We start from the raw sequence: 22,182 nt of genomic DNA on the forward strand, positions 1-22,182 counted from the left end.
TTCGGCTTCGCGGCGCCATTCCCTCGCCGTCGCGCTCCGCTCGGGGTGGGTGGGTGTGCGCGGGTCCGGTGGGGGCCGGTCGCGCAGTTCCCCGGGCCCCTGAAAGCAGGGGCTTCGCCCCGTGCTTTTCGGCCCGAAAATGCAGGGCGCAGCCCGCTTTTTCAGGGGCGCGGGGAACTGCGCGGGAAGCCCCCAGCTGCCCGCACCCGCCAACGGACCGAACCTCCCGCCCCCTGACGCGGACTACGCCGACGCCCGCTCCACCACCCGCGGCTTCAGATCCGCGTGCTCCAGCACATCCCGAAGGTGGCGCTCGGCCACCGGCAACACCTCGGCGATCGTGATGTCGCGGCCCAGTTCGGCCGCGAGAGAGGCGACCCCCGCGTCACGGATCCCGCACGGGATGATCCGGTCGAACCACTTGTTGTCCGGGTTCACGTTCAGCGCGAAGCCGTGCATGGTGACCCCCTTCGCGACCCGGATCCCGATCGCCGCGATCTTGCGGTCCTCACGCCGCTGGCCCGCGTTGGACGGCGCGTACTCCGGCCCGTTCATCCGGGGATCGAACTCGTCGTCGGTCATCCGGGGGTCGAGGTCCAGCGACAGCCCGCCGAGCCGCTGCTCGACCGGATCGCCCAGCACCCACACACCGCTGCGGCCCTCGACCCGGGTGGTCTCGACGCCGAACTCCGCGCACGTACGGATGAGGGCCTCCTCCAGGCGCCGTACGTGTGCCACCACGTCGACCGGGCGGGGCAGCTTCTGGATCGGGTAGCCCACCAGCTGACCGGGGCCGTGCCAGGTGATCTTGCCGCCGCGGTCGACGTCGATCACGGGGGTGCCGTCGAGGGGGCGCTCGTTGTCGGCCGTGCGCCGCCCGGCCGTGTAGACCGGCGGGTGCTCCAGGAGCAGCACGGTGTCGGGGACCTCGTCCGCGAACCGCGCCGCGTGCACCCGGCGCTGCTCGTCCCAGGCCTCCTGGTACTCGACGGCCTCCGTGCCGAACCCCATGCGGACGAACCGCAACCCACTCACGGCAAGCGCCTCCCTCGGCGATGCCGCCGGGACGGCGGCACCGCGATAGCCCTGTGGCTCTGTCAGGCGCGTGACGCGCCCAAGCCACTGTACGACCGCGGGCTCGCGCACTGTTCGAGCGGCCTCCGGCACCGACGGAGCCGCCGTACGCGTGCGCGCCGGGGACCGACGGCCGTCGTACGCGGCGCGGGAGTGCGGGCCGACGCTCGTCGTACGGCGCGGCCGCCGGGCGTACGAGGAGCCCAGCCGGCGCGTGTCGGAGGCCACCCGCGTCAGCCGTGCGGCAAATCCTCACACGATCGGATGAATGGATGCGGAAGTGTGCGATCGGGCGCTTACTCTCCGCTACATTCGCGCCGTTCACCAGGCCGCAAAAGGCTTCTCACCAGGCAATCCGGGAAACCCCGCCGACACCCGGAAGGCAGGAGACCGCACCGCAGATGACGGAACGACCCGCGCAGCGCACCCCCAACCGCCAGCTCGCCGCCCTCATCGCAGAAGCGGGGTTCTCGAACGCGGGACTAGCGCGCCGTGTGGACCAGCTCGGTCTCGAACACGGCCTCGACCTCAGATACGACAAGACGTCCGTCACCCGCTGGCTGCGCGGTCAGCAGCCCCGGGGGACGACTCCCGCACTCATCGCCGAGGTGTTCACCCGCCGCCTCGGCCGCCGGCTCACCGCCCAGGACCTCGGCCTGGACGCTTGTGCCCCCGTCTACGCGGGCCTGGAGTTCGCCGCCACCCCCGAGGAGGCCATCGACATCGTCGGCGGCCTGTGGCGCAAGGACTCCGGCAGCCACGCCGAACTCCGCAAGATCGCCTTCACCCCCGCCGGACTCGTCGTACCCAGCCGCGACTGGCTGATCGGGCGGGCCGACGACCGGGTGGGACGCGGTGACCCGGCAGCCACCCGGGTCCCCCCGCAGGGCCGTCCGGCCGTCCCCCGGCAGCGCAGCCAGACCGAGCGCGGCCCCGGCCAGAAGGTCACCGGCGGGGACATCGCCGCCCTCCGCTCGGTGGGGGAGCTGTTCCGCGCCCTCGACGACGCGTACGGCGGCGGCCACGCCCGCCAGGCCCTCGTGCGCTACCTGGAGCACGAGGCCGAGCCCATGCTGCGCGGCGCCTACGGCGAACAGATCGGCCGACGGCTGTTCGCGGCCGCCGCCGACCTGACCCGGCTGGCCGGCTGGACCTCGTACGACATCGGCGCGCACGGGCTCGCCCAGCGGTACTTCGTGCAGGCGCTCAGGCTGGCGCAGGCGGCGGGGGACCGGGCGTACGGGGCGTACGTGCTGGTCACGATGAGCCGTCAGGCGGTCTACCTGGGGCACGGTCGGGAGGCCGTGCAGCTCGCGCGCGTCGCCCAGCAGGGCGTCGGGTCCGCCGTGCCGCCGGTGGTGCAGTCGCTGCTGCACTCCGTCGAGGCGCGCGGGCACGCGGTACTGGGCGAGGTGCGGGCCTCCACGGCCGCCCTGGTCCGCGCCGAACGCGCCCTGGAGACGGCCCGCCCCGGGGACGAAGTCCCGTACTGGGCAAGGTTCTTCGACGAGGCGCAGCTCGCCGACGAGTTCGGGCACAGCCACCGCGACCTCCAGCAGTACCGGGCGGCCGCCCAACACGCGGAACGCTCACTGCAGTTGCGGGCACCCGCGTACGCCCGCAGCCGCCTCTTCTCCCGTGTCGTCCTCGCCTCCGCCCGCCTCGGCCTCGGCGAACTCGACCAGGCCTGCCAGCTCGGCGCGGAGGCCGCGGGACAGGCAGCCGAGATGCGGTCGGTCAGGGCCGTGGAGTACGTCCGCGACTTCGAACGCCGACTGGAGCCGTACCGGGACGCGGCCCCCGTGCGGGGCTACCGGGACAAGGTGGCGGCGCTGATGTAGGCGTGCGGCACACGGTAGGGGGCGCCCGGAACAACTCCGGGCGCCCCCAAGCCGTTCACGCGGCTGTTTCCAATGGCTCCTCCAGGAACGTCGGGTGGGCGTCCAGGTCGGTCAGGACCGCGTGGGCGGCCCGGCGGGCGGAGTGGAGGGCGCCCTGGACGGTGCTGGTGTCACGGTGGTCGCCGCAGACGTAGAGGCCGGCGAGGAGACGCACCGGGCGGCGCAGGTCGTGCGGCGCGGGCATTGCGGGGACCGCCTCGGGGACGTGGTAGGCGGCCAGCAGTTCCCAGCGGGTCGTGGACGTGCGGTAGAGACGAGCGAGTTGGGCGCGGACCGTGGCGTCGAGGTGCGCGGCGTCCGGGGGCGTGCCGAGAACCGTCGAGGTGATCAGGGTGCGGCCCGCCGGTGCCCGGCTCGGGTCGACCTGGCTGATCACCGCCGTGTGCGAGACGGGCCCGCTGCGGTCGGCGTCGAGGAGCAGCGCCGGTTCGGTCAACGGAGGCTCGTCCGTGGCGTGGTGCAGGACCGTCACCGGGTGGAACCCCGGCACGCGCAGACCGGGGAGCAGCGCGGCGGCGGACCGGGCGTCCGTGGCCAGGACCACGGCCCGGCAGCCGAGTTCACCGTGGTCCGCCGTGGTCACCGAGGTCGTGCTCATGGCGGTCACCCGTACTCCGGTACGGACCGAACCCGGCGGCAGCGCGGCCGCGAGGAGTTCCGGCAGGGTGTCGGCGCCGCCCTCCGGGACGCAGAGCCGGCCGGTCGCGTAGGTGTGCAGGGCCAGGTCGGCGCAGCGGCTGGAGGTCGCCAGCGTCGGGTCGGCGAGCAGCGCGGTCAGCAGGGGACGGACGAAGCCGTCGATCGTCCGGGGCGGGAAACCCCGGGTCGCCAGCGCCTGGGAGGCCGGGACCTCCGCCCGGGTGAGCAGCCGTTCGGGCGCGGTCGCGGCGAGCCGGGCCAGGGCCATGGCCAGCCGCGACTGATCGGCGGGAGCGCCCAGCCGACCGGGCCGGGTGCCCGTGGAACGGGCCTGGGGACGGCCCTGGTTCCGGGGGAGCCTAGGGGCGCTTGCGAGGGCGCGCGCGGCCGTGAGTGCGCCCCTCGCGCTTCGCAGGACGGGGGTGGCGCCGGCCCGCCGATGACGTCCGTCGGAGTGCAGCAGGACGCCGGGGGCGAACGGGCGCAGGGCCAGGGTGTCCAAGCCCGGGGTGCGGCGCAGTTCCGGGTACGACGTGGAGAGCAGATGCGTCGTCCGGTCGAGGCGGAAGCCGTCGATCTTCTCGGTGGACATACGGCCGCCGACGGCGGGGGCGGCCTCCAGGACGAGGGTCCTGAGGCCCGCCCTGGTCAGATGTCCGGCCGCAGCGAGGCCGGCCACGCCGGCTCCTACGACGATGACGTCCAGGTTCTCCGTGTCCGCCTGGTACGCCGACTGGTGCACCGACTCAAGCACGTGCCCCTCCCGAGGTCGCGCGGCTGCGGGGACGTTATGCCCCCAACACCCATCTGAAATACCTGAGTTCGGCACGAGAGTGAAGGCGGGGCCCGGTCCCGGGGAAGGAGCGTGTGACCTCGCACGGGGGCATGGGCGGGGTGCGTGTGCGCCGGGCGTTCGGGGGGTGCGGGTTCGTCGGCGACCGCGGGCCCGGTGGGGCTTCTCGCGCAGTTCCCCGCGCCCCTGAAGGCCCTACGGGCCTACGGGCCTACGGGCCTACGGGCCTGAAAAGCATGGGGCACAGCCCCTGCTTTTCAGGGACGCGGGGAACTGCGCGAGAAGCCCCACGCACCCGCACCCGATAACGCTCCATACCGACAACGAACCCCCCCGGTCAGCCGAGCGCAGCTCGAATCGCGTCCTCGATCTCCGGATACCTGAACGTGAACCCCGACTCCAGCAACCGCGAGGGAACCGCCCGCGTGCTGCCCAGGACGTCACCGGCGACACCCCCGAGCGCGAGCCGCAGCGCGGGCGCGGGCACCGTGAACAGGGTGGGCCGGTGCAGCACACGCCCCATCGCCGCCGTGATCTCACGGTTGGTACGCGGGGTCGGCGCCGTCAGGTTGAACGGCCCGGACAGAGACGGCGTGAACAGCAGATGCCGCAGCGCCGCGACCTCGTCGTGCAGGGAGATGAAGCTCCAGTACTGGCGGCCGTCCCCCATCCGCCCGCCCAACCCGGCCTTGAACAGCGGGAACAGCGGACCCCACGCACCCCCGCCCCGCGCCACCACCAGCCCTGTACGGGCGAACGCCGTACGGATCCCGGCCTCCCGCGCGACCCCGGCCGCCCCCTCCCACTCCACGCACAACGCGGACAGGAACTCCGACCCCGGCTCCGCCGACTCGTCCACCACCCGGTCACCGGTGTAGCCGTAGAACCCGATCGCGCTGCCGTTCACGAACACGCTCGGCGGGGTGTCGAGCGTGGCGGCGGCCTCGGCGAGCGTCCGGGTGCCGCGCACCCGGCTCTCGCGGATCGTCGCCTTGTACGCGTCCGTCCAGCGGCGGGACGCCACCCCCGCGCCGGCGAGGTTGACGACGGCCGCGCACCCCGTGAGCCCCGCCCGGTCGACCCGTCCCGCGTCCGGGTCCCAGCGCACCTCGCCGCGCGCCCGGGGCTCCCGTCGCACGAGCCGGAGCACCTCGTAGCCGTCCTCGGTCAGGGAACGGGCCAGCGCCGAACCGATCAGGCCGGACGCACCGGCGATCGCGATACGAGAACCGGGCGGAACGGGTGATTCAAGGGTCATGCCCACCATCCTGCCCGGCGGGCGGAGCGAACGGCGGCCCGGGCACGCGAACCAGCCCGAACCTGCCGCCCGACGGCCGGTTGCCCGCCGTACAGTGGCCGCCATGCCCGTTCCGCACATACGCCTGGCGACCTCGGACGACGAGGACATGCTCGGTCGCCTCGACCGCGAGACCTGGTCCACGCTGCACTCCGTCCAGGAACGGCCCACGCAGCCGTACGAGCCGTTCTTCAACGAGCGGTACGGCCCCCACGACCACCTGGTGGCCGAGATCGGCGGCGCAGTCGTCGGCTACGTCCGCCTCGCCCTGCCCTCCAACCTCGCCTGTCACGCGCACGTCCGCCAGATCCAGGGTCTCGCCGTCGCGGACGAGGCACGCGGCTCGGGCGTCGCCCGCGCCCTGCTGCGCGCCGCGCAGGACGAGGCCCGGCGGCGCGGCGCACGACGGCTCACCCTGCGCGTCCTCGGCCACAACACGCCCGCCAGGAAGCTCTACGAGTCCGAGGGCTTCGTCGTGGAGGGCGTGCTGCCGGAGGAGTTCCTGATCGACGGGGCCTATGTGGACGACGTGGTGATGGGCCGTCGCCTCTGAGGCGTACGCCGTCACGAGGTCACGAGGTCACCCGTGTCCACCGGGGCCGTTGCGTTCGCGGCCCGCTCCGCGTCGGGGGCGACCTCGTCCACGGTGAGCACGTAACCCGTCTCCGCGTCCGAGGTGGAGCGGGCGAAGACGACGCCGAAGACCTTGCCGTCGGTGGTGAGGAGGGGGCCGCCGGAGTTGCCCGGACGGACGGTGGAACGGATGGAGTAGATGTCGCGGGTCACCGAGTCGGTGTTGTAGATGTTCCGGCCGGTGGCGTCGATACGGCTGGCGACCGTGGCCGCCTGGAGGTCCAGACCGCCGTCCTCCGGATACCCGGCCACCACCGCCGCGTCACCGCGCCCGGCACTGTCGTCGAAGCGCAGCAGCGGGGCCTTCAGACCCGGGACGTACAGCACCGCCACGTCCTTGTCCGAATCGAACAGCACCACCTTCGCCTCGTACGCCTTGCCCACGCCCCCCACCCGCACGGTCGGCTCGTCGATGCCGGCCACCACGTGGGCGTTGGTCATCACCCGCTCAGTGGCGAACACGAAGCCGCTGCCCTCGCGGCCCTGGGTGCCCGCGACGCCCTCGATCTTCACCGTGCTGCGCTTGGCCGCGTCGGTCGCGGCCGGGGTGACGCTGTCGCCGGAGGGCTTGGCGACCTCGGCCGTCGCCTCGTTCTCGAAGGGGTTGAAGACCTGCGGGAAGCCCGCCTCGGTGAGCGCGGAGGTGGCGTTGGAGAACCAGGCCGGGGTGGTCTCCGGCATGGTGTCCTGCACGGCGCCGAGCAGCACGGAGTTCCGGATCGAGTTGGTCACCACCGCCGACGAGGAGGCCGCGAGGATGCTCGCGGCCACCCAGGCCACGATCAGCACGGCGACCGTGTTGGCCGCGGCCCCGCCGACGCCGTCGGCCACCCGCAGCGGACTGCGGTCGATCTCCCGCCGCAACCGCAGCGCCAGCCGGCCCGCCAGCTCGTGCCCGATCACGCCCGGCACCAGAACCGTCAGCACCGCCGTGATCGTCGCCGCCGGGGTGCCCGCCTCCACCAGCTCCATCATCCAGGGCAGCACCCAGACGCCTATCGCCGCGCCGCCCACGAAACCGGCGAGGGACACACATCCCGCGACCAGGCCGCGACGGTAACCGGACGCCGCGTAGGCCAGGATCACCAGCATCAGCAGGATGTCGAGCACGTCCACTGCGACCGCCTCTCTCTAGGGACCCTGTAGTACGCGCGGCACAGGGACAGTGATCAGCTCCGCCCGCGCGGCACCCCGGGGGCCCTCGCGAACCGGCCATCGGCGCGCCGTCTCCGCCCCGAATAGTAAAAACGCCCCGGACCACGCCGTTGGTTCCTTCCGCTTCCCCCGGGTGGCCCACTCCACATCGCGGCCGGCGCGCATCCGGGTGACTGTGGGGCCATGCGTGTGTTCCGGATGTCGCGGGGGGCGCGAATACGGCGGCTGCCGCGCGTGTGGCGCCGCCGCACACGGACGCCGCGCGCCCCGGACCCGGCCCGGCAGCGGCCGCGCCGGTCCCACGGCCGCAGGCGCCCGGCCCGGGAGAGTATGCGCCGGATGCGGGAGCGTATGCGCCTGGCCCGGGAGCGGGTGGACCTGCCCCGGCCGGTCCTCCTGCTGCTGGCCTGTCTGCCGGGGCTCGCGGCCGTGCTCGCCCTGGTGCTGTTCGCGATCGGCGCGGACCGTACGGACGAGCGCGCCGACGGGCCCGCCACGACCCGGCCCGCGCTGCCGCACCAGGCGCCCCGGCCCCCCATCGTGCCCAGGTCCCGCTGGCTGGAGAAGGACGCGCCCACCCAGCCGCCCGCTCGCTACGACGACGAGGTCGCCGCCGTCTTCATCCACCACACGGACTCCCCGAACGGGTACGACTGCGCCGACGCACCCCGCATCATCCGCGGCCTCTACACCGGCCAGACCGGTGCCAAGCACTGGGACGACATCGGCTACAACTTCCTCGTCGACCGCTGCGGCACCATCTACGAGGGCCGCGCGGGCGGCGTCGACCGGGCCGTCACCGGCGCCCACACCCAGGGCTTCAACCACCGCACCACCGGGATCGCCGCCCTCGGCACCTTCACCGCCGGGGTGCCCGTCCCGCAGGCCATGACCGACGCGATCGCCGCGCTCGCCGCCTGGAAACTGGGCCTCTCCGACAGCGACCCCCGGGGCAGCGTCCGGCTCACGTCCAGCAACAGCCTCAGCCGCTACGCCGCCGGCACCACCGTCCTGCTGCCCACCCTCGCGGGCCACAGCGACGGCTTCATGACCAGCTGCCCCGGCGCGGCCCTCGCCGAGCGCCTGCCCGCGATCCGCGAACAGGCGGCCCGCCTCCAGGGCCGCTCCTAGTAGTGCTTGGTCAGGTTCACTCGCCGGTGGCGTGTCCGTTTGATCGCTTGTTCCGTTGACCTGTTGTGATGGGTGGGGAGCTTGCCGCGGTCCGGTGTGATCTGGAGGACTTCGCGGCAGAGATGTTCGAGCCGTTCGCGCGGGCGGATCAACGCCGGTGGGGAACGGTCTATCTGCGGGGCCTGCTGCTGGACGGGCGGCGCAAGTCGGTGGAACCGATGGCCGCCCGCCTGGGCGAGGACGGCAACCGGCAGGCCCTGGCGAACTTCATCACCACCAGCCCGTGGGACGCGGCGCATGTCCGCGCCCGCCTGGCCTGGCGGATGCAGCAGGTGGTCAAGCCGACCGCGCTGATCGTGGATGACACAGGCTTCCTCAAGGACGGGGACGCCTCGGCGTGTGTGGCCCGGCAGTACACCGGCACCGCGGGCAAGGTCACCAACTGTCAGGCCGGGGTGTCCCTGCACCTGGCCTCCGACGACGCGTCGGCTGCTGTCGACTGGCGTCTGTTCCTGCCCGAGAGCTGGGATCCCGCCTCGTCCAAGGCCGATCCGGGCAAGGTGGCCCGCCGCACCACGTGCGGCATCCCCACCGACGTCGGACACGTCGAGAAGTGGCAGCTGGCCCTGGACATGATCGACGAGACCAGGTCGTGGGGCATCGACGTCCCGATCGTCGTCGCCGACGGCGGTTACGGCGATACCGCAGCCTTCCGGCTGGGCCTGGAAGAACGCGGGCTCGGCTACGCGGTCGGCATCTCCACCACGACCACCGCCCACCCGGAAACGGCACGGCCGCATACCCCGCCCTACGGCGGTCGCGGCCCTCGGCCCCAGCCGGTTTATCCCGAGGCGGCCAGGACGGTGAAGAAGCTGGTCATCGAGGCCGGCAAGCAGACAGCCCGGCCGGTGCAGTGGCGGGAAGGCTCCCGCCCGGGCAGCGGCCGCAGCGGCGTCAAGCGCATGTACTCCCGCTTCGTGGCCCTGCGCGTGCGGCCCGCCGGACGCGAGATCCGCAAAGCCTGCGACGGCCCGGAACTGCCCGTCTGCTGGCTGCTGGCCGAATGGCCCGCCGACCAGCCCGAACCCGTCCAGTTCTGGCTGTCCAACCTTCCCGCCGACACGGCGCTGGCCACCCTCGTGCGCACCGCGAAACTACGCTGGCGCATCGAGCACGACTACCGCGAGATGAAGCAGACCCTGGGCCTGGCCCACTTCGAAGGCCGCACCTGGCGAGGCTGGCACCACCACGTCACCCTCGTCTCCGTCGCACACGCCTTTTGCACCCTTCAGCGCATCACCCGGTCCCCAAAAGAGACGGCGCCGGCCTGAGCCTCTACCAGGTCGCCCGCGAACTGCAGCTACTCCTCGCGGTCTGGACCGGCGCCTGCCCCACCTGTCACCGCAACATGCCAGAACCGATACCGACCTGACCAAGCACTACTAGGCCCTGTCGTCACATTCCCGCCTGCCCCGCGACGCCATGCACGCGCTCTCGACACACCGGGCACCGACCCGAGTACGTCCGGTACGCGGGTCAGTGTCCGGTGTGTCGAGAGCACGCTCCCCCGGTCTCGGCTGCGCTCGACCGGGAGGTACTCCCACGACGCCGCCAGGCCGCCCTTCGGGCGACGACGGGAAAGTGACGACAGGGCCTAGCCCGCACGACCGTTCATCCGTTCACCGTTCACAGACAGCGCGCCGCCGGCTCACAGAGTTCTCCAAGATCCGCGCCCTACCTTCGTCGTGTCACGCCGACCGGAGGTGGGGAAAATGATCAGCAGCCGTACGAAGCAGAGCCGTACGAAGCACACGTCCCGCGCGCCGAGGACGTCCTGGTCCTCGGCCCTGCGGAGCCCGTGGACGGTGGCCTGCGCGACCGCCGTCGTCGTGCTCGGCCCGTCCGCCGTCACCGCGTCCGCGCTGGAGCGCGCCAACTCGGCGCCCCTGCACGGGGCCTCGGCCCCCGCACACCCGGCCCCGGGCAAGGAGCGGCGCCACCACGGCGGGCCGTACACCACCGAGCAGCACGTCTACCTGCCGCGCCCGACGAACCGAGGCCTGCGCGCCTGAACCCGCCGTTCCCCGGTGCCGCGACCTACGCCCGGAAACGCTCCCAGAGCTTGGGGAGGCGTTCCGCGAGTGCGGACTCGTCCTCGAAGTCGAGCGGCGTGCCCTCGGGTTCGCCGGGCGGGGGCGGGATGCCGAGGTCCGGGGCGACCACACCGGTGAGCTGCTCGTACGCCTCGTCCGCGGCGTACCCCAGCTCCTCGCCGTCCCCGTCGATCTCCTCGTCGAAGTCGTCCAGCAGATCGGCGAGCGCGTCCGGGTCGTGCACCGCCCCCTCGAAGACCTCCCGGCCCTGGCCGATCAGCCAGCACCGGAAGTAGTCGAACGCGTCGTCACTGGCACCGCCCAGCAGCACCGTGGCGGCGGCCCAAAGGTCCCAGGTGTAGGCGCGGTTGTAGCGGGACTCGAAGTGCCGGGCGAAGTCCAGCACCGCCTCCGGGTCCAGCAGGCCGAGCCGTTCCACGAGCAGGTCGGCCTGGTCCTCGGGATCGCCCTCGGCGTCCTCCCGGGCCGTGTCCACCAACTCCCAGAACTCCGTCTCGTCCATCACTGGTCCAGCATCGTGCCTGGGAGGGTGGGACGCACGTGGAGAACGACCCTTTCTTGCCTCACAATGCCTCGTACAGCCCGGCGAGCCGGCGCGCGTCCTCCGCGAAGCGCTCTCGCAGCCCCTCGGGAGCCAGCACCTCGACCTCCGCTCCGAGCGCGGTGAGCTGGGTGTGCGCCACCTCCTCCGACTCCACGCGGAGGGCGACGGTCACCCGGCCGTGCTCGTCGGGGGCGTCGGCCACGGCACTCAGCGCGTCCCGGGCCGACACGGGGTCCACGACGTACGGCAGCCTCCGCACCCCCTCCGCCGACAGCCGTACGACGACCTCGGCGCGCAGGATCGACCGGGCGAATCGTTCCGCCTGCTCGTCCCAGTGGGCCGGGAGATCGAACTCCTCGTCACGGGTGAAGCGGTCGTCGCCGGTGTCGACGCCGGTGAAGCGGTCGATGCGGTAGGTACGGAAGACCCCCGGACCCGGCCGGGTGCCCGGGCCGGAAGGGGCGCCCGCGTCGGGGACCCTGGCGCACAGGTACCAGACGCCGGCCTTGAGCACGAGACCGTACGGTTCCAGGCCGCGCTCGACCTCGGTGTGCCCCTTGCGGTACCGCGCGACGATCCGGCGGTCGTCCCAGACCGCGTCCGCCACGGTGGGCAGCAGCTCGGGGGTCTTCGGCTCCTTGAACCAGCTCGGTGCGTCGAGGTGGAACCGCTGGGAGGCCGTGCGGGAGGCGTCGCGGAGGGAGGGGAGGAGTGCGGCCGACACCTTCAGCCGGGCGGCGGAGGCGGCGTCCTCCAGGCCCATCTCCCGCAGCGCGCCCGGCACACCGCTGAGGAACAACGCCTCGGCCTCCGTGCGGGCCAGCCCCGTCAGCCGCGTCCGGTACCCGCCGATCAGCCGGTATCCGCCGGCCCGGCCCCGGTCCGCGTAGACCGGGACGCCCGCCTCCGACAGCGCCTGGGCGTCCCTGGTCACCGTCCGCTCCGACACCTCCAGTTCCCGCGCGAGTTCGGCGGCGGTCATGGAGGGCCGGGACTGAAGCAGCAACACCATCTTGATCAGCCGGGCAGCACGCATGGGGCCATGATGCCGGGCCGGGGTGACAAAAGGGGGTGTGTTGTCGGGTGCGCTGTTCGGGTGCGGGTGCGGGTGCGGGTGCGGGTGCGTGGGGGCTTCTCGCGCAGTTCCCCGCGCCCCTGAAAAGCAGGGGCCGCGCCCCGTGCTCTTCATCCTTCAGGGGCGCGGGGAACTGCGCGAGCAACCCCCACCGGGCGGCACTCGCCGACGAACCCGCGCCCCCGAGCTGTGAGGCGCCGCCCCTACAGCCCGTACCGCTCCCGGGCTTCCTTGACTGCCGTCGCCTTCACCTCACCACGCCGCGCGAGTTGCGCGAGCGCCGCGACGACGACGGACTGGGCGTCGACGCCGAAGTGGCGCCGCGCGGCCTCCCGGGTGTCGGAGATGCCGAACCCGTCCGCCCCGAGCGACGAGTAGTCCTGCTCCACCCACTGTGCGATCTGGTCCGGGACCTGCCGCATGTAGTCCGAGACGGCCAGCACCGGCCCCTCGGCCCCCTGCAGCGCCTGCCGCAGGAACGGCACCCGCTCCTCCCCGCGCAGCAGCGCCGCGTCGGCCTCCAGCGCGTCCCGCCGCAGCTCGCTCCAGGACGTCGCGGACCAGACGTCGGCCGCCACCCCCCACTCCTCCGCGAGCAGCTTCTGCGCCTCCAGGGCCCAGTGGATCGCCGTACCGGAGCCGAGCAGCTGCAGGCGCGGCGCGTTCGCCACCGGGGAGAGCCCCGCCGACTCGGCCGTGTTGAAGCGGTACAGGCCCTTGACGATGCCCTCGTCCACGCCCGCCACGGCCGGCTTCGCGGGCTGCGGCAGCGGCTCGTTGTAGACGGTCAGGTAGTAGAAGACGTTCGGGTCCTCGCCCGGCCGGGCCTCGCCGTACATCCGTCGCAGACCGTCCTTGACGATCGCCGCGACCTCGTAGGCGAACGCCGGGTCGTACGTCAGCGCCGCCGGGTTGGTCGCCGCGATCACCGGGGAGTGGCCGTCGGCGTGCTGCAGGCCCTCGCCCGTCAGGGTCGTGCGGCCGGCCGTCGCGCCGACGAGGAAGCCGCGGCCGAGCTGGTCGCCGAGCTGCCACATCTGGTCGGCGGTCCGCTGCCAGCCGAACATCGAGTAGAAGATGTAGAACGGGATCATCGCCTCGCCGTGCGTCGCGTACGACGTCGAAGCGGCGATGAAGTCGGCCATGGAACCGGCCTCGGTGATCCCCTCATTGAGGATCTGTCCGTCCTTGGCCTCCTTGTAGTACATCAGCTGGTCACGGTCGACCGGCTCGTACGTCTGGCCCTTGGGGGAGTAGATCCCGAGGGACGGGAAGAGCGACTCCATACCGAAGGTGCGGGCCTCGTCGGGGACGATGGGCACCCAGCGGCGGCCGGTCTGCTTGTCGCGGACCAGGTCCTTGACGAGCCGGACGAAGGCCATGGTCGTCGCCACGTTCTGTGAGCCTGAGCCCTTGTCGAAGGAGGCGAAGGTCTTGTCGGCGGCGGCCGGGAGGGGCGCCAGGGCGTGCGTACGGCGGGCGGGCGCCGGGCCGCCGAGGGCCGCGCGGCGCTCCTGGAGGTAGCGGACTTCGGGGGAGTCGGCGCCCGGGTGGCCGTAGGGTACGACACCGTCGACGAAGTCGCTGTCCTTGATGGGGAGTTCGAGCAGATCACGCATCTGCTTGAACTCGTCCGTCGACAGCTTCTTCATCTGGTGGTTGGCGTTCTTCGACGCGAAGCCCTCGCCGAGGGTGAAGCCCTTGACGGTCTGCGCCAGGATGACGGTCGGCGCGCCCTCGAACTCGACGGCGGCCTTGTAGGCGGCGTACACCTTGCGCGCCTCGTGACCGCCGCGCGAGAGGTGGAAGCACTCCAGGATCTTGTCGTCGCTCAGCAGCTTCGCCATCTCGACGAGCGCCGGGTCCTTGCCGAAGAAGTCCTGGCGGATGTAGGCGGCGTCACGGGTCTGGTAAGTCTGCACCTGGGCGTCGGGGACCTCGCGCAGACGGCGTACGAGCGCGCCGGTGGTGTCCAGCTGGAACAGCTCGTCCCAGGCCGAGCCCCAGAGCGTCTTGACGACGTTCCAGCCGGCGCCGCGGAACTGGGCCTCCAGCTCCTGCACGATCTTGAAGTTCGCGCGGACCGGGCCGTCGAGGCGCTGCAGGTTGCAGTTGATGACGAAGGTGAGGTTGTCCAGGCCCTCACGGGAGGCCAGGGCGAGGGCCGCCGTGGACTCGGGCTCGTCCATCTCGCCGTCGCCGAGGAACGCCCAGACGTGGGAGTTCGAGACGTCCTTGACGCCGCGGCTGGTGAGATAGCGGTTGAAGCGCGCCTGGTAGATGGCGGAGAGCGGGCCGAGGCCCATGCTCACCGTCGGGAACTCCCACAGCCAGGGCAGCCGGCGCGGGTGCGGGTACGACGGGAGGCCCTCGCCGCCCGACTCACGGCGGAAGTTGTCCAGGTGGGACTCGTTCAGCCGGCCGTCGAGGAAGGCGCGGGCGTAGATACCGGGGGAGGCGTGGCCCTGGATGTAGAGCTGGTCGCCCGAGCCATCGGCCTCCTTGCCCTTGAAGAAGTGGTTGAAGCCCGTCTCGTAGAGCCAGGCGGCGGAGGCGAAGGTGGCGATGTGGCCGCCGACGCCGTACTTGGAGCCACGGGTGACCATCGCGGCCGCGTTCCAGCGGTTCCACGCGGTGATACGGCGCTCCATCGCCTCGTCACCGGGGATGCCCGGCTCGGCGGCGGTGGGGATGGTGTTGACGTAGTCCGTCTCGAGCAGCTTGGGCAGCGCGATGCCGTTGCCCTCCGCACGCTCCAGGGTGCGGCGCATCAGGTAGGCCGCGCGGTGCGGGCCGGCCGCCTTGGTGACGGCGTCCAGCGAGGCCTGCCATTCGGCGGTCTCCTCCGGGTCGCGGTCGGGGAGCTGGTCGAGCGCGCTCGGCTGGATGGCGTGGGAGTCGGTCATTGCGCCGCCTTCCTCAGTCGAAGGGGGTTCCCTCATCGGTAAGGGTTCGGGGGTGCCCTTGGTCTTTGGCAGGACAGGGCTGGGGCTTCGGTGGAAGCCCGTCGGCGACTGTAACCCGCTGATCGATGATCGATCAAAGGGTTGCGGGCAAAATATCTTGATCACGAGAAAGTCGGCACGGGGTGCCTTCGGCAACGACACCGGGTGCCTTGGTGATCCCGGGTTTGTGCAGGTGGGGCGGCGTTTGAGCGGGGGTTCGCTCAGGGGGTGGGTGGGTTGCGGCGCGTTGGCGGCTGCGGGTGCGTAGGGCTTCTCGCGCAGATCCCCGCACCCCTTGAAAGCATGGGGTGAGCCCGGGTGACCAAGGGGCGCGGGGAACTGCGCGACCAGCCCCCACTCACCCGCAGCCGATAGCGCACCCCACCGCTACGCCGGATCGTCGTCCGTGTGCGGGGCGCAGCCCAACACGTGGGCCTTGACCAGGTCCGCGATCCGCGGATCCCGGCGACGGAACGCGGCCACCAACTCCTCGTGCTCCTCGGCGTACGACTGCTGGACCGTCCCCAGCCACCGGATCGACAGCGCCGTGAAGACCTCGATCCCGAGCCCCTCCCACGTGTGCAGCAGCACCGAGTTGCCCGCCGCCCGCACCAGCTCGCGGTGGAACGCCACCGTGTGCCGCACCTGGGACGTACCGTCGGCGTTCCGGTCGGCCTCGTACAGCGCGGCCACGTGCGGCTCCAGCGCCGAGCAGTCCTCCGCCAGCCGCTCCGCCGCCAGCTCCGCCGCGATCGCCTCCAGGCCCGCCCGCACCGGGTAGCTCTCCTCCAGGTCGGCCGCCGTCAGGTTCCGCACCCGGACGCCCTTGTTCGGCGCGGATTCGATCAACCGCAGCGACTCCAGCTCGCGCAGTGCCTCCCGCACGGGAGTCTGGCTGACCTCCAGCTCCGTCGCGATCCGCCGCTCCACGATCCGCTCACCCGGCTTCCACCGTCCGCTCACGATCCCCTCCACGATGTGCTCGCGGATCTGTTCGCGCAGCGAGTGGACGACGGGCGCGGTGGTCATGCGGGCTCCTTCGGCGGGGGACAGAGCCCCAAGGGCGTTGACCTCTAGACAATAAAGCCGTGGCCGTTCGAGGGAGAGGCTCACGGGGGTGCTTTCGCGCAGGTGAGACGAGACTTACACGGTCCCACCGAGGACCGATTTGTAAAGACCCGTACCGGCCAGGCTCAAGGGCCTCGTCAGGGGCGCGGCGCGAACACAGCGGTGCCCCGCCCGGAGAACTCCGGACGGGGCACCGTCGTCACGCGTGCACCCAGGGGCTACAGACCGAGCTCGACCTCGAACTCGCCCGCCTCCAGGATCGCCTTGACGGCCGTCAGGTAACGGGCAGCGTCGGCGCCGTCGACCAGACGGTGGTCGTAGGAGAGGGTCAGGTAGGTCATGTCGCGGACGGCGATGACCGTGCCCTCCTCCGTCTCCAGGACGGCCGGGCGCTTGACCGTGGCACCGATGCCGAGGATCGCGACCTGGCCCGGCGGCACGATGATCGTGTCGAAGAGCGCGCCGCGCGAACCCGTGTTGGAGATCGTGAAGGTCGCGCCGGACAGCTCGTCGGGCGTGATCTTGTTGGCGCGGACCTTGCCGGCCAGCTCCGCCGTGGCCTTGGCGATACCGGCGATGTTGAGGTCACCGGCGTGCTTGATGACCGGGGTCATCAGGCCCTTCTCGGAGTCCACCGCGATACCGATGTTCTCGGTGTCGAAGTAGGTGATCGTGCCCTCGGCCTCGTTGATCTTGGCGTTGATGGGCGCGTGCGCCTTCAGCGCCTGGGCGGCGGCCTTGACGAAGAACGGCATCGGGGAGAGCTTGACGCCCTCGCGCGCCGCGAAGGAGTCCTTCGCGCGGGCGCGCAGCTTCATCAGACGCGTGACATCGACCTCGACGACCGACGACAGCTGCGCCTGCTCGTGCAGCGCCTTGACCATGTTGTCGCCGATGACCTTGCGGATGCGCGGCATCTTGACGGTCTGGCCACGGAGGGGGGACGCCTCCAGGGAGGGCGCCTTCTTCGCGGCGGCGACCGGGGCTGCGGCGGCCGGAGCCGGGGCAGCGGCGGCCTTCGCGGCCTCGGCGGCGGTGATGACGTCCTGCTTGCGGATACGACCGCCGACGCCGGTGCCCTTGACGGAGCCCAGGTCGACACCGTTCTCGGCGGCGAGCTTGCGCACCAGCGGGGTGACGTAGGCGCCCTCGTCGGTGGCCTTGGTGGCGGCGGACGCAGGCGCCGCCGGGGCGGCTGCCGGGGCCGGGGCGGGAGCCGGAGCGGCCGGAGCAGCGGCGGCGGGTGCCGGTGCCGGGGCGGCCGGCGCGGGTGCCGGAGCCGGAGCGGCGGGGGCGGGCGCCGGGGCGGCCGGCGCCGGGGCAGCGGCGGCGGGTGCCGGTGCCGGGGCCGGGGCAGCCGCCGGAGCGGCACCAGGGGCGCCGATGACGGCCAGCTTGGCGCCGACCTCGGCGGTCTCGTCCTCGGCGACCGTGATCTCCAGCAGCACGCCGGAGGTGGGCGCCGGGATCTCGGTGTCGACCTTGTCCGTGGAGACCTCGAGCAGCGGCTCGTCGGCCTCGACGGAGTCGCCGACCTCCTTCAGCCAGCGGGTGACGGTGCCCTCGGTGACGGACTCGCCGAGCGCCGGGAGGACCACGTCGGTGCCCTCGGCGGAGCCGCCGCCGGTGGCCGCCTCGGCGGTCGGGGCCGGAGCGGGGGCCTCCTGCTCGGTGGAGGGCTGGGCCGCGGCGGGCTCGGGGGCCGGCGCCGGGGCCTCCTCGGCGGCCGGAGCGGGGACGGCGGCGGGCGCGCCCGTGCCGTCGTCGATCAGCGCCAGCTCGGCGCCGACCTCGACGGTCTCGTCCTCGGCGACCTTGATGGAGGCGAGGATGCCTGCGGCGGGGGAGGGGATCTCGGTGTCGACCTTGTCGGTCGAGACCTCGAGCAGCGGCTCGTCGGCCTCTACGCGCTCACCCTCGGCCTTCAGCCAGCGGGTGACAGTGCCCTCGGTGACGCTCTCGCCGAGCGCCGGAAGGGTTACGGAAACCGCCATGGTTTCTGTTGCTCCTTAACGATTGCGGAAGTCTGGATCGTCGCTTCGTCGACCGAGGGGTCAGTCGTGCGAGTGCAGCGGCTTGCCCGCGAGAGCCAGGTGGGCCTCGCCGAGCGCCTCGCTCTGCGTCGGGTGGGCGTGGATCAGCTGGGCGACCTCCGCGGGGAGGGCTTCCCAGTTGTAGATCAGCTGGGCCTCGCCCACCTGCTCGCCCATGCGGTCGCCGACCATGTGGACGCCGACCACGGCACCGTCCTTGACCTGGACGAGCTTGATCTCGCCCGAGGTGTTCAGGATCTTGCTCTTGCCGTTGCCCGCGAGGTTGTACTTCAGAGCGACGACCTTGTCCGCACCGTAGATCTCCTTGGCCTTGGCCTCGGTGATGCCGACGGAGGCGACCTCGGGGTGGCAGTACGTCACCCGGGGGACACCGTCGTAGTCGATCGGAACGGTCTTCAGGCCGGCCAGACGCTCCGCCACCAGGATGCCCTCGGCGAAGCCGACGTGCGCGAGCTGGAGCGTCGGGACCAGGTCACCGACGGCGGAGATGGTCGGGACGTTCGTGCGCATGTACTCGTCGACCAGGACATAGCCGCGGTCCATGGCGACGCCCTGCTCCTCGTAGCCGAGACCGGCGGAGACCGGGCCACGGCCGACGGCGACGAGCAGGACCTCGGCCTCGAACTCCTTGCCGTCGGCGAGGGTGACCTTGACACCGTCCTGGGTGTACTCGGCCTTCGAGAAGAAGGTGCCCAGGTTGAACTTGATGCCGCGCTTGCGGAAGGCGCGCTCAAGAAGCTTCGAGCTGTTCTCGTCCTCGACCGGGACGAGGTGCTTCAGGCCCTCGATGACGGTGACCTCGGAGCCGAAGGACTTCCACGCGGAGGCGAACTCGACGCCGATGACGCCGCCGCCCAGGATGATCGCGGACTTGGGCACGCGGTCCAGGACGAGAGCGTGGTCCGAGGAGATGATGCGGTTGCCGTCGATCTCCAGGCCCGGCAGCGACTTCGGCACGGAGCCGGTCGCCAGCAGGACGTGACGGCCCTGGACGCGGCGGCCGTTCACATCGACGGAGGTCGGGGAGGACAGACGGCCCTCACCCTCGATGTAGGTGACCTTGCGGGAGGCGACGAGACCCTGCAGACCCTTGTAGAGGCCGGAGATCACGCCGTCCTTGTACTTGTGCACACCGGCGATGTCGATGCCCTCGAAGGTGGCCTTCACACCGAACTGCTCGCTCTCGCGGGCCTGGTCGGCGATCTCGCCCGCGTGGAGCAGGGCCTTCGTGGGAATGCATCCCCGGTGCAGGCAGGTGCCGCCGACCTTGTCCTTCTCGATCAGGGCGACGTCCAGGCCCAGCTGAGCCCCGCGCAGGGCCGCGGCGTAACCACCGCTACCACCGCCGAGGATCACTAGGTCGAAAACGGTGCTGGCGTCGTTCGCCACGTCACGTCCTCCATGCATGTGCGCCGTACGCCGGTCGTCCGAGACCCGCGCGGCGGCTGGTGTCCGGCCGCTCTTCTTCGGCCCTGTGGTGGGGGCCCTGTCCTGCCGAGCCCCATCTTCGCACTTGTCGCGGGCGAACGAGACGCCGGGCCGGGGTGTGAGACACCACACGCTCACTTGAGAAGGAGGAGTGGGGCAGCGCGCCCTTCAGGGGCGCGGGGAACTGCGCGACCAGCCCCCACGCCCCCGCACTCGCCGTACTGCCGACCGGATCGAGCTCCTAGGCGGACATCACCCCAGGTCGCCGGAGGCGGCCCGCTCGGCCAGCCGCACCAGCGTCCGCACGGCGGTCCCGGTCCCGCCCTTCGGCGTGTACCCGAACGGCCCGCCCTCGTTGAACGCCGGCCCCGCGATGTCCAGGTGCGCCCAGGTGATGCCCTCGCCCACGAACTCCCTCAGGAACAGCCCGGCGACCAGGCCGCCGCCGTACCGCTCGCCCATGTTCGCGATGTCGGCGGTCGGCGAGTCCATGCCCTTGCGCAGGTGGTCCGGCAGCGGCATCGGCCACGCCGGCTCGCCGGACTCCTCGGCGGCCTCGTGCACCGCGGAGCGGAACGCGTCGTCGTTGGCCATGATCCCGAAGGTCCGGTTGCCCAGCGCCAGCATCATCGCCCCGGTCAGCGTCGCCACGTCGACGATCGCGTCCGGCTTGTCCTCGGACGCCTTGGCGAGCGCGTCGGCCAGGACCAGGCGGCCCTCGGCGTCGGTGTTCAGCACCTCCACCGTCTTGCCGCTGTACATGCGCAGCACGTCACCCGGGCGGGTGGCGGAGCCGGACGGCATGTTCTCGGCGAGGGCGAGCCAGCCCGTGACGTTGACCTCCAGCTTGAGCCGGGCGGCGGCGACGACCGCGGCGAACACGGCGGCGGCACCGCTCATGTCGCACTTCATCGTCTCGTTGTGCCCGGCGGGCTTGAGCGAGATACCGCCCGAGTCGTACGTGATGCCCTTGCCGACGAACGCCAGGTGCTTCTTCGCCTTGGAGCTGGTGTACGACAGCTGCACCAGCCGGGGCGTGGCAGCCGAGCCGGCGCCGACGCCGAGAATGCCGCCGTAGCCGCCCTTGGCGAGCGCCTTCTCGTCGAGGACGGTCACCTTGATGCCGTGCTCCTTGGCCGCGGTCTGCGCGACGGCGGCGAAGGCCTCGGGGTCGAGGTCGTTCGGCGGGGTGTTGATGAGGTCGCGGGCGCGGTTCAGCTCCTCGGTCACCGCGACCGCGCGCTCGACGGCCGCCTTGTGGGCCTTGTCGCGAGGCTTCGCGCCGAGCAGGACGACATCGGCGAGCGGCGCCTTGCCGTTCTTCGCCTTCGCGTCCTTGCCCTGTTCCTTGTAGGCGTCGAAGGAGTACGCGCCGAGCAGCGCACCCTCGGCGACGGCGGCCACGGCGGCGGCGTCGACCACGGGCAGCGCGAACGCGGCCTTCTTCGTGCCGGTCAGGGCACGGGCCGCGGCACCGGCCGCGCGGCGCAGCGTCTCCGCGTCGAACGAGCCGTCCTTCTCGGGCACCGTGCCCAGGCCCACCGCCACCACGAGCGGAGCCTTGAAGCCGGACGGCGCGGGCAGCTTGGTCACCTCGCCCTCGGCGCCCGCGGCGCCGAGGGTCTCCAGGAGGCCGGCCAGCTTGCCGTCGTACGCCTGGTCCACGGCCTCGGCACCCGGCGCTACGACCAGGTCCCCGGACCGGGATGCAGGGCCCTTCGCGACACCGACCACGAGCGCGTCGACCCGGAGGCCCGACGCGGTGGCGGTGCTGAGAGTGAGAGCAGTCACGGTGGTGAAATCTCGCTTCCGATTGAGTTTCGGTGGCCGAACGGATGGGTCGACGTGCCGGGAACGAGCCTAGGCCCTTGTTCGGCCCATCGGACCTGGAGCGTCGGCCGGTTGCGCCGCGCCGTTCGTATGGCGTCCGCTGCGACCAGCCTCCCCGACTTTGCCTCCCGGACGTGCAGGGAGATCCCCATGGCTGAGGGATAGGGGGATCCCTTATCGCGGCTGCGCGGGGCGCGCGTCCATGGTCCTCGCGCGTGGTGGCGACCGTCTTCGCGCGTAGCGTCGGAGCCCGATTTCGATCATCCCTGCGGGCGTTCACCCCTATGTGGCTTCATGGTCATTTTCGTGCCCTCGTGTGGCCTGACCTGGGTGAGACTCGTCCCGCCGGTGAGTGATCAACTCATCTCATCGGTCTGCATCGTTTCCACAGCTTCCCCTCGGTGCGGCCGTTCAGTCCGGCCCCGGGGGAACTTCTCGGGGAAAGGGCGAACATGGTGCACAGCATCGACCAAGTGGCCTCCGAACCAAGCGAGTTCGAGC

16 protein-coding genes are annotated in these 22,182 nt (G+C 71.9%); 5 read left to right on the forward strand and 11 right to left on the reverse strand.

The annotated features are described in order from the left end of the window. Window positions 1-243 precede the first annotated feature (243 nt). Complete coding sequence (gene lipB, locus P8T65_RS34780; RefSeq protein ID WP_230212125.1) at window positions 244-1,035, reverse strand: lipoyl(octanoyl) transferase LipB; 792 nt, start codon at window positions 1,033-1,035, stop codon at window positions 244-246. Window positions 1,036-1,475: 440 nt separating this feature from the next. Between lipB and P8T65_RS34785 the strand changes: the two genes are divergently transcribed. Further along, window positions 1,476-2,915: a regulator gene (locus P8T65_RS34785; RefSeq protein ID WP_316729143.1), complete on the forward strand. Its 1,440-nt coding sequence runs from the start codon at window positions 1,476-1,478 to the stop codon at window positions 2,913-2,915. A gap of 55 nt (window positions 2,916-2,970) precedes the next feature. On the opposite strand, the gene P8T65_RS34790 is transcribed toward P8T65_RS34785, so the two are convergent. Both P8T65_RS34790 and P8T65_RS34795 read right to left on the reverse strand, forming a co-directional pair. Continuing rightward, entirely contained in the window at window positions 2,971-4,368 is a 1,398-nt protein-coding gene (locus P8T65_RS34790; RefSeq protein ID WP_316729144.1) for an NAD(P)/FAD-dependent oxidoreductase, read from the reverse strand. Window positions 4,369-4,744: 376 nt separating this feature from the next. Then, window positions 4,745-5,665 (reverse strand): TIGR01777 family oxidoreductase, encoded by a 921-nt coding sequence (locus P8T65_RS34795; protein ID WP_316729145.1) that lies wholly within the window; start codon window positions 5,663-5,665, stop codon window positions 4,745-4,747. Window positions 5,666-5,768: 103 nt separating this feature from the next. Here P8T65_RS34795 and P8T65_RS34800 point away from each other — a divergent pair, with 103 nt between their 5' ends. Beyond that, on the forward strand, window positions 5,769-6,257 hold the full coding sequence (locus P8T65_RS34800; protein WP_316729146.1) for a GNAT family N-acetyltransferase: 489 nt from the start codon (window positions 5,769-5,771) through the stop codon (window positions 6,255-6,257). 11 nt (window positions 6,258-6,268) lie between these two features. Here the strand turns inward: P8T65_RS34800 and P8T65_RS34805 are convergent, their stop codons facing one another. Continuing rightward, complete coding sequence (locus P8T65_RS34805; RefSeq protein WP_316729147.1) at window positions 6,269-7,453, reverse strand: MarP family serine protease; 1,185 nt, start codon at window positions 7,451-7,453, stop codon at window positions 6,269-6,271. A 378-nt stretch (window positions 7,454-7,831) separates the two neighbouring features. On the opposite strand from P8T65_RS34805, the gene P8T65_RS34810 reads away from it, so the two are divergent. The 3 genes from P8T65_RS34810 to P8T65_RS34820 all read left to right on the forward strand — a co-directional run bounded on the left by P8T65_RS34810 (window position 7,832) and on the right by P8T65_RS34820 (window position 10,695). After that, window positions 7,832-8,623, forward strand: a complete 792-nt coding sequence (locus tag P8T65_RS34810) for a peptidoglycan recognition protein (RefSeq protein WP_316729148.1) — start codon at window positions 7,832-7,834, stop codon at window positions 8,621-8,623. A 68-nt stretch (window positions 8,624-8,691) separates the two neighbouring features. Next, window positions 8,692-9,954, forward strand: a complete 1,263-nt coding sequence (locus tag P8T65_RS34815; RefSeq protein WP_198655123.1) for an IS701 family transposase — start codon at window positions 8,692-8,694, stop codon at window positions 9,952-9,954. 441 nt (window positions 9,955-10,395) lie between these two features. Beyond that, window positions 10,396-10,695, forward strand: coding sequence for a hypothetical protein (locus P8T65_RS34820; protein WP_316729149.1), 300 nt, complete (start codon window positions 10,396-10,398; stop codon window positions 10,693-10,695). A gap of 25 nt (window positions 10,696-10,720) precedes the next feature. Here P8T65_RS34820 and P8T65_RS34825 read toward each other — a convergent pair whose 3' ends face one another. The 7 genes from P8T65_RS34825 to P8T65_RS34855 all read right to left on the reverse strand — a co-directional run bounded on the left by P8T65_RS34825 (window position 10,721) and on the right by P8T65_RS34855 (window position 21,642). Continuing rightward, window positions 10,721-11,239, reverse strand: coding sequence for a DUF4240 domain-containing protein (locus P8T65_RS34825; protein ID WP_184898610.1), 519 nt, complete (start codon window positions 11,237-11,239; stop codon window positions 10,721-10,723). Window positions 11,240-11,300: 61 nt separating this feature from the next. Beyond that, window positions 11,301-12,317 carry a WYL domain-containing protein gene (locus P8T65_RS34830; protein ID WP_316729150.1) on the reverse strand — a complete coding sequence of 339 codons (1,017 nt, stop codon included), beginning with the start codon at window positions 12,315-12,317 and terminating at the stop codon, window positions 11,301-11,303. Window positions 12,318-12,559: 242 nt separating this feature from the next. After that, on the reverse strand, window positions 12,560-15,262 hold the full coding sequence (gene aceE / locus P8T65_RS34835; RefSeq protein ID WP_316729151.1) for a pyruvate dehydrogenase (acetyl-transferring), homodimeric type: 2,703 nt from the start codon (window positions 15,260-15,262) through the stop codon (window positions 12,560-12,562). A 426-nt stretch (window positions 15,263-15,688) separates the two neighbouring features. Beyond that, the gene (locus P8T65_RS34840) at window positions 15,689-16,330 is read right to left on the reverse strand and encodes a GntR family transcriptional regulator (RefSeq protein WP_184895064.1); all 642 of its coding nucleotides are present in this window, start codon (window positions 16,328-16,330) and stop codon (window positions 15,689-15,691) included. 257 nt (window positions 16,331-16,587) lie between these two features. Next, the gene (gene sucB / locus P8T65_RS34845; protein ID WP_316729152.1) at window positions 16,588-18,363 is read right to left on the reverse strand and encodes a 2-oxoglutarate dehydrogenase, E2 component, dihydrolipoamide succinyltransferase; all 1,776 of its coding nucleotides are present in this window, start codon (window positions 18,361-18,363) and stop codon (window positions 16,588-16,590) included. A gap of 60 nt (window positions 18,364-18,423) precedes the next feature. Beyond that, window positions 18,424-19,812 (reverse strand): dihydrolipoyl dehydrogenase, encoded by a 1,389-nt coding sequence (lpdA, locus tag P8T65_RS34850; protein ID WP_184895068.1) that lies wholly within the window; start codon window positions 19,810-19,812, stop codon window positions 18,424-18,426. A 291-nt stretch (window positions 19,813-20,103) separates the two neighbouring features. After that, the gene (locus P8T65_RS34855; protein ID WP_316729153.1) at window positions 20,104-21,642 is read right to left on the reverse strand and encodes a leucyl aminopeptidase; all 1,539 of its coding nucleotides are present in this window, start codon (window positions 21,640-21,642) and stop codon (window positions 20,104-20,106) included. Between the last annotated feature and the right edge of the window lie 540 nt (window positions 21,643-22,182).

The sequence above is a fragment of the Streptomyces sp. 11x1 genome, assembly GCF_032598905.1.
GTDB lineage: Bacteria > Actinomycetota > Actinomycetes > Streptomycetales > Streptomycetaceae > Streptomyces.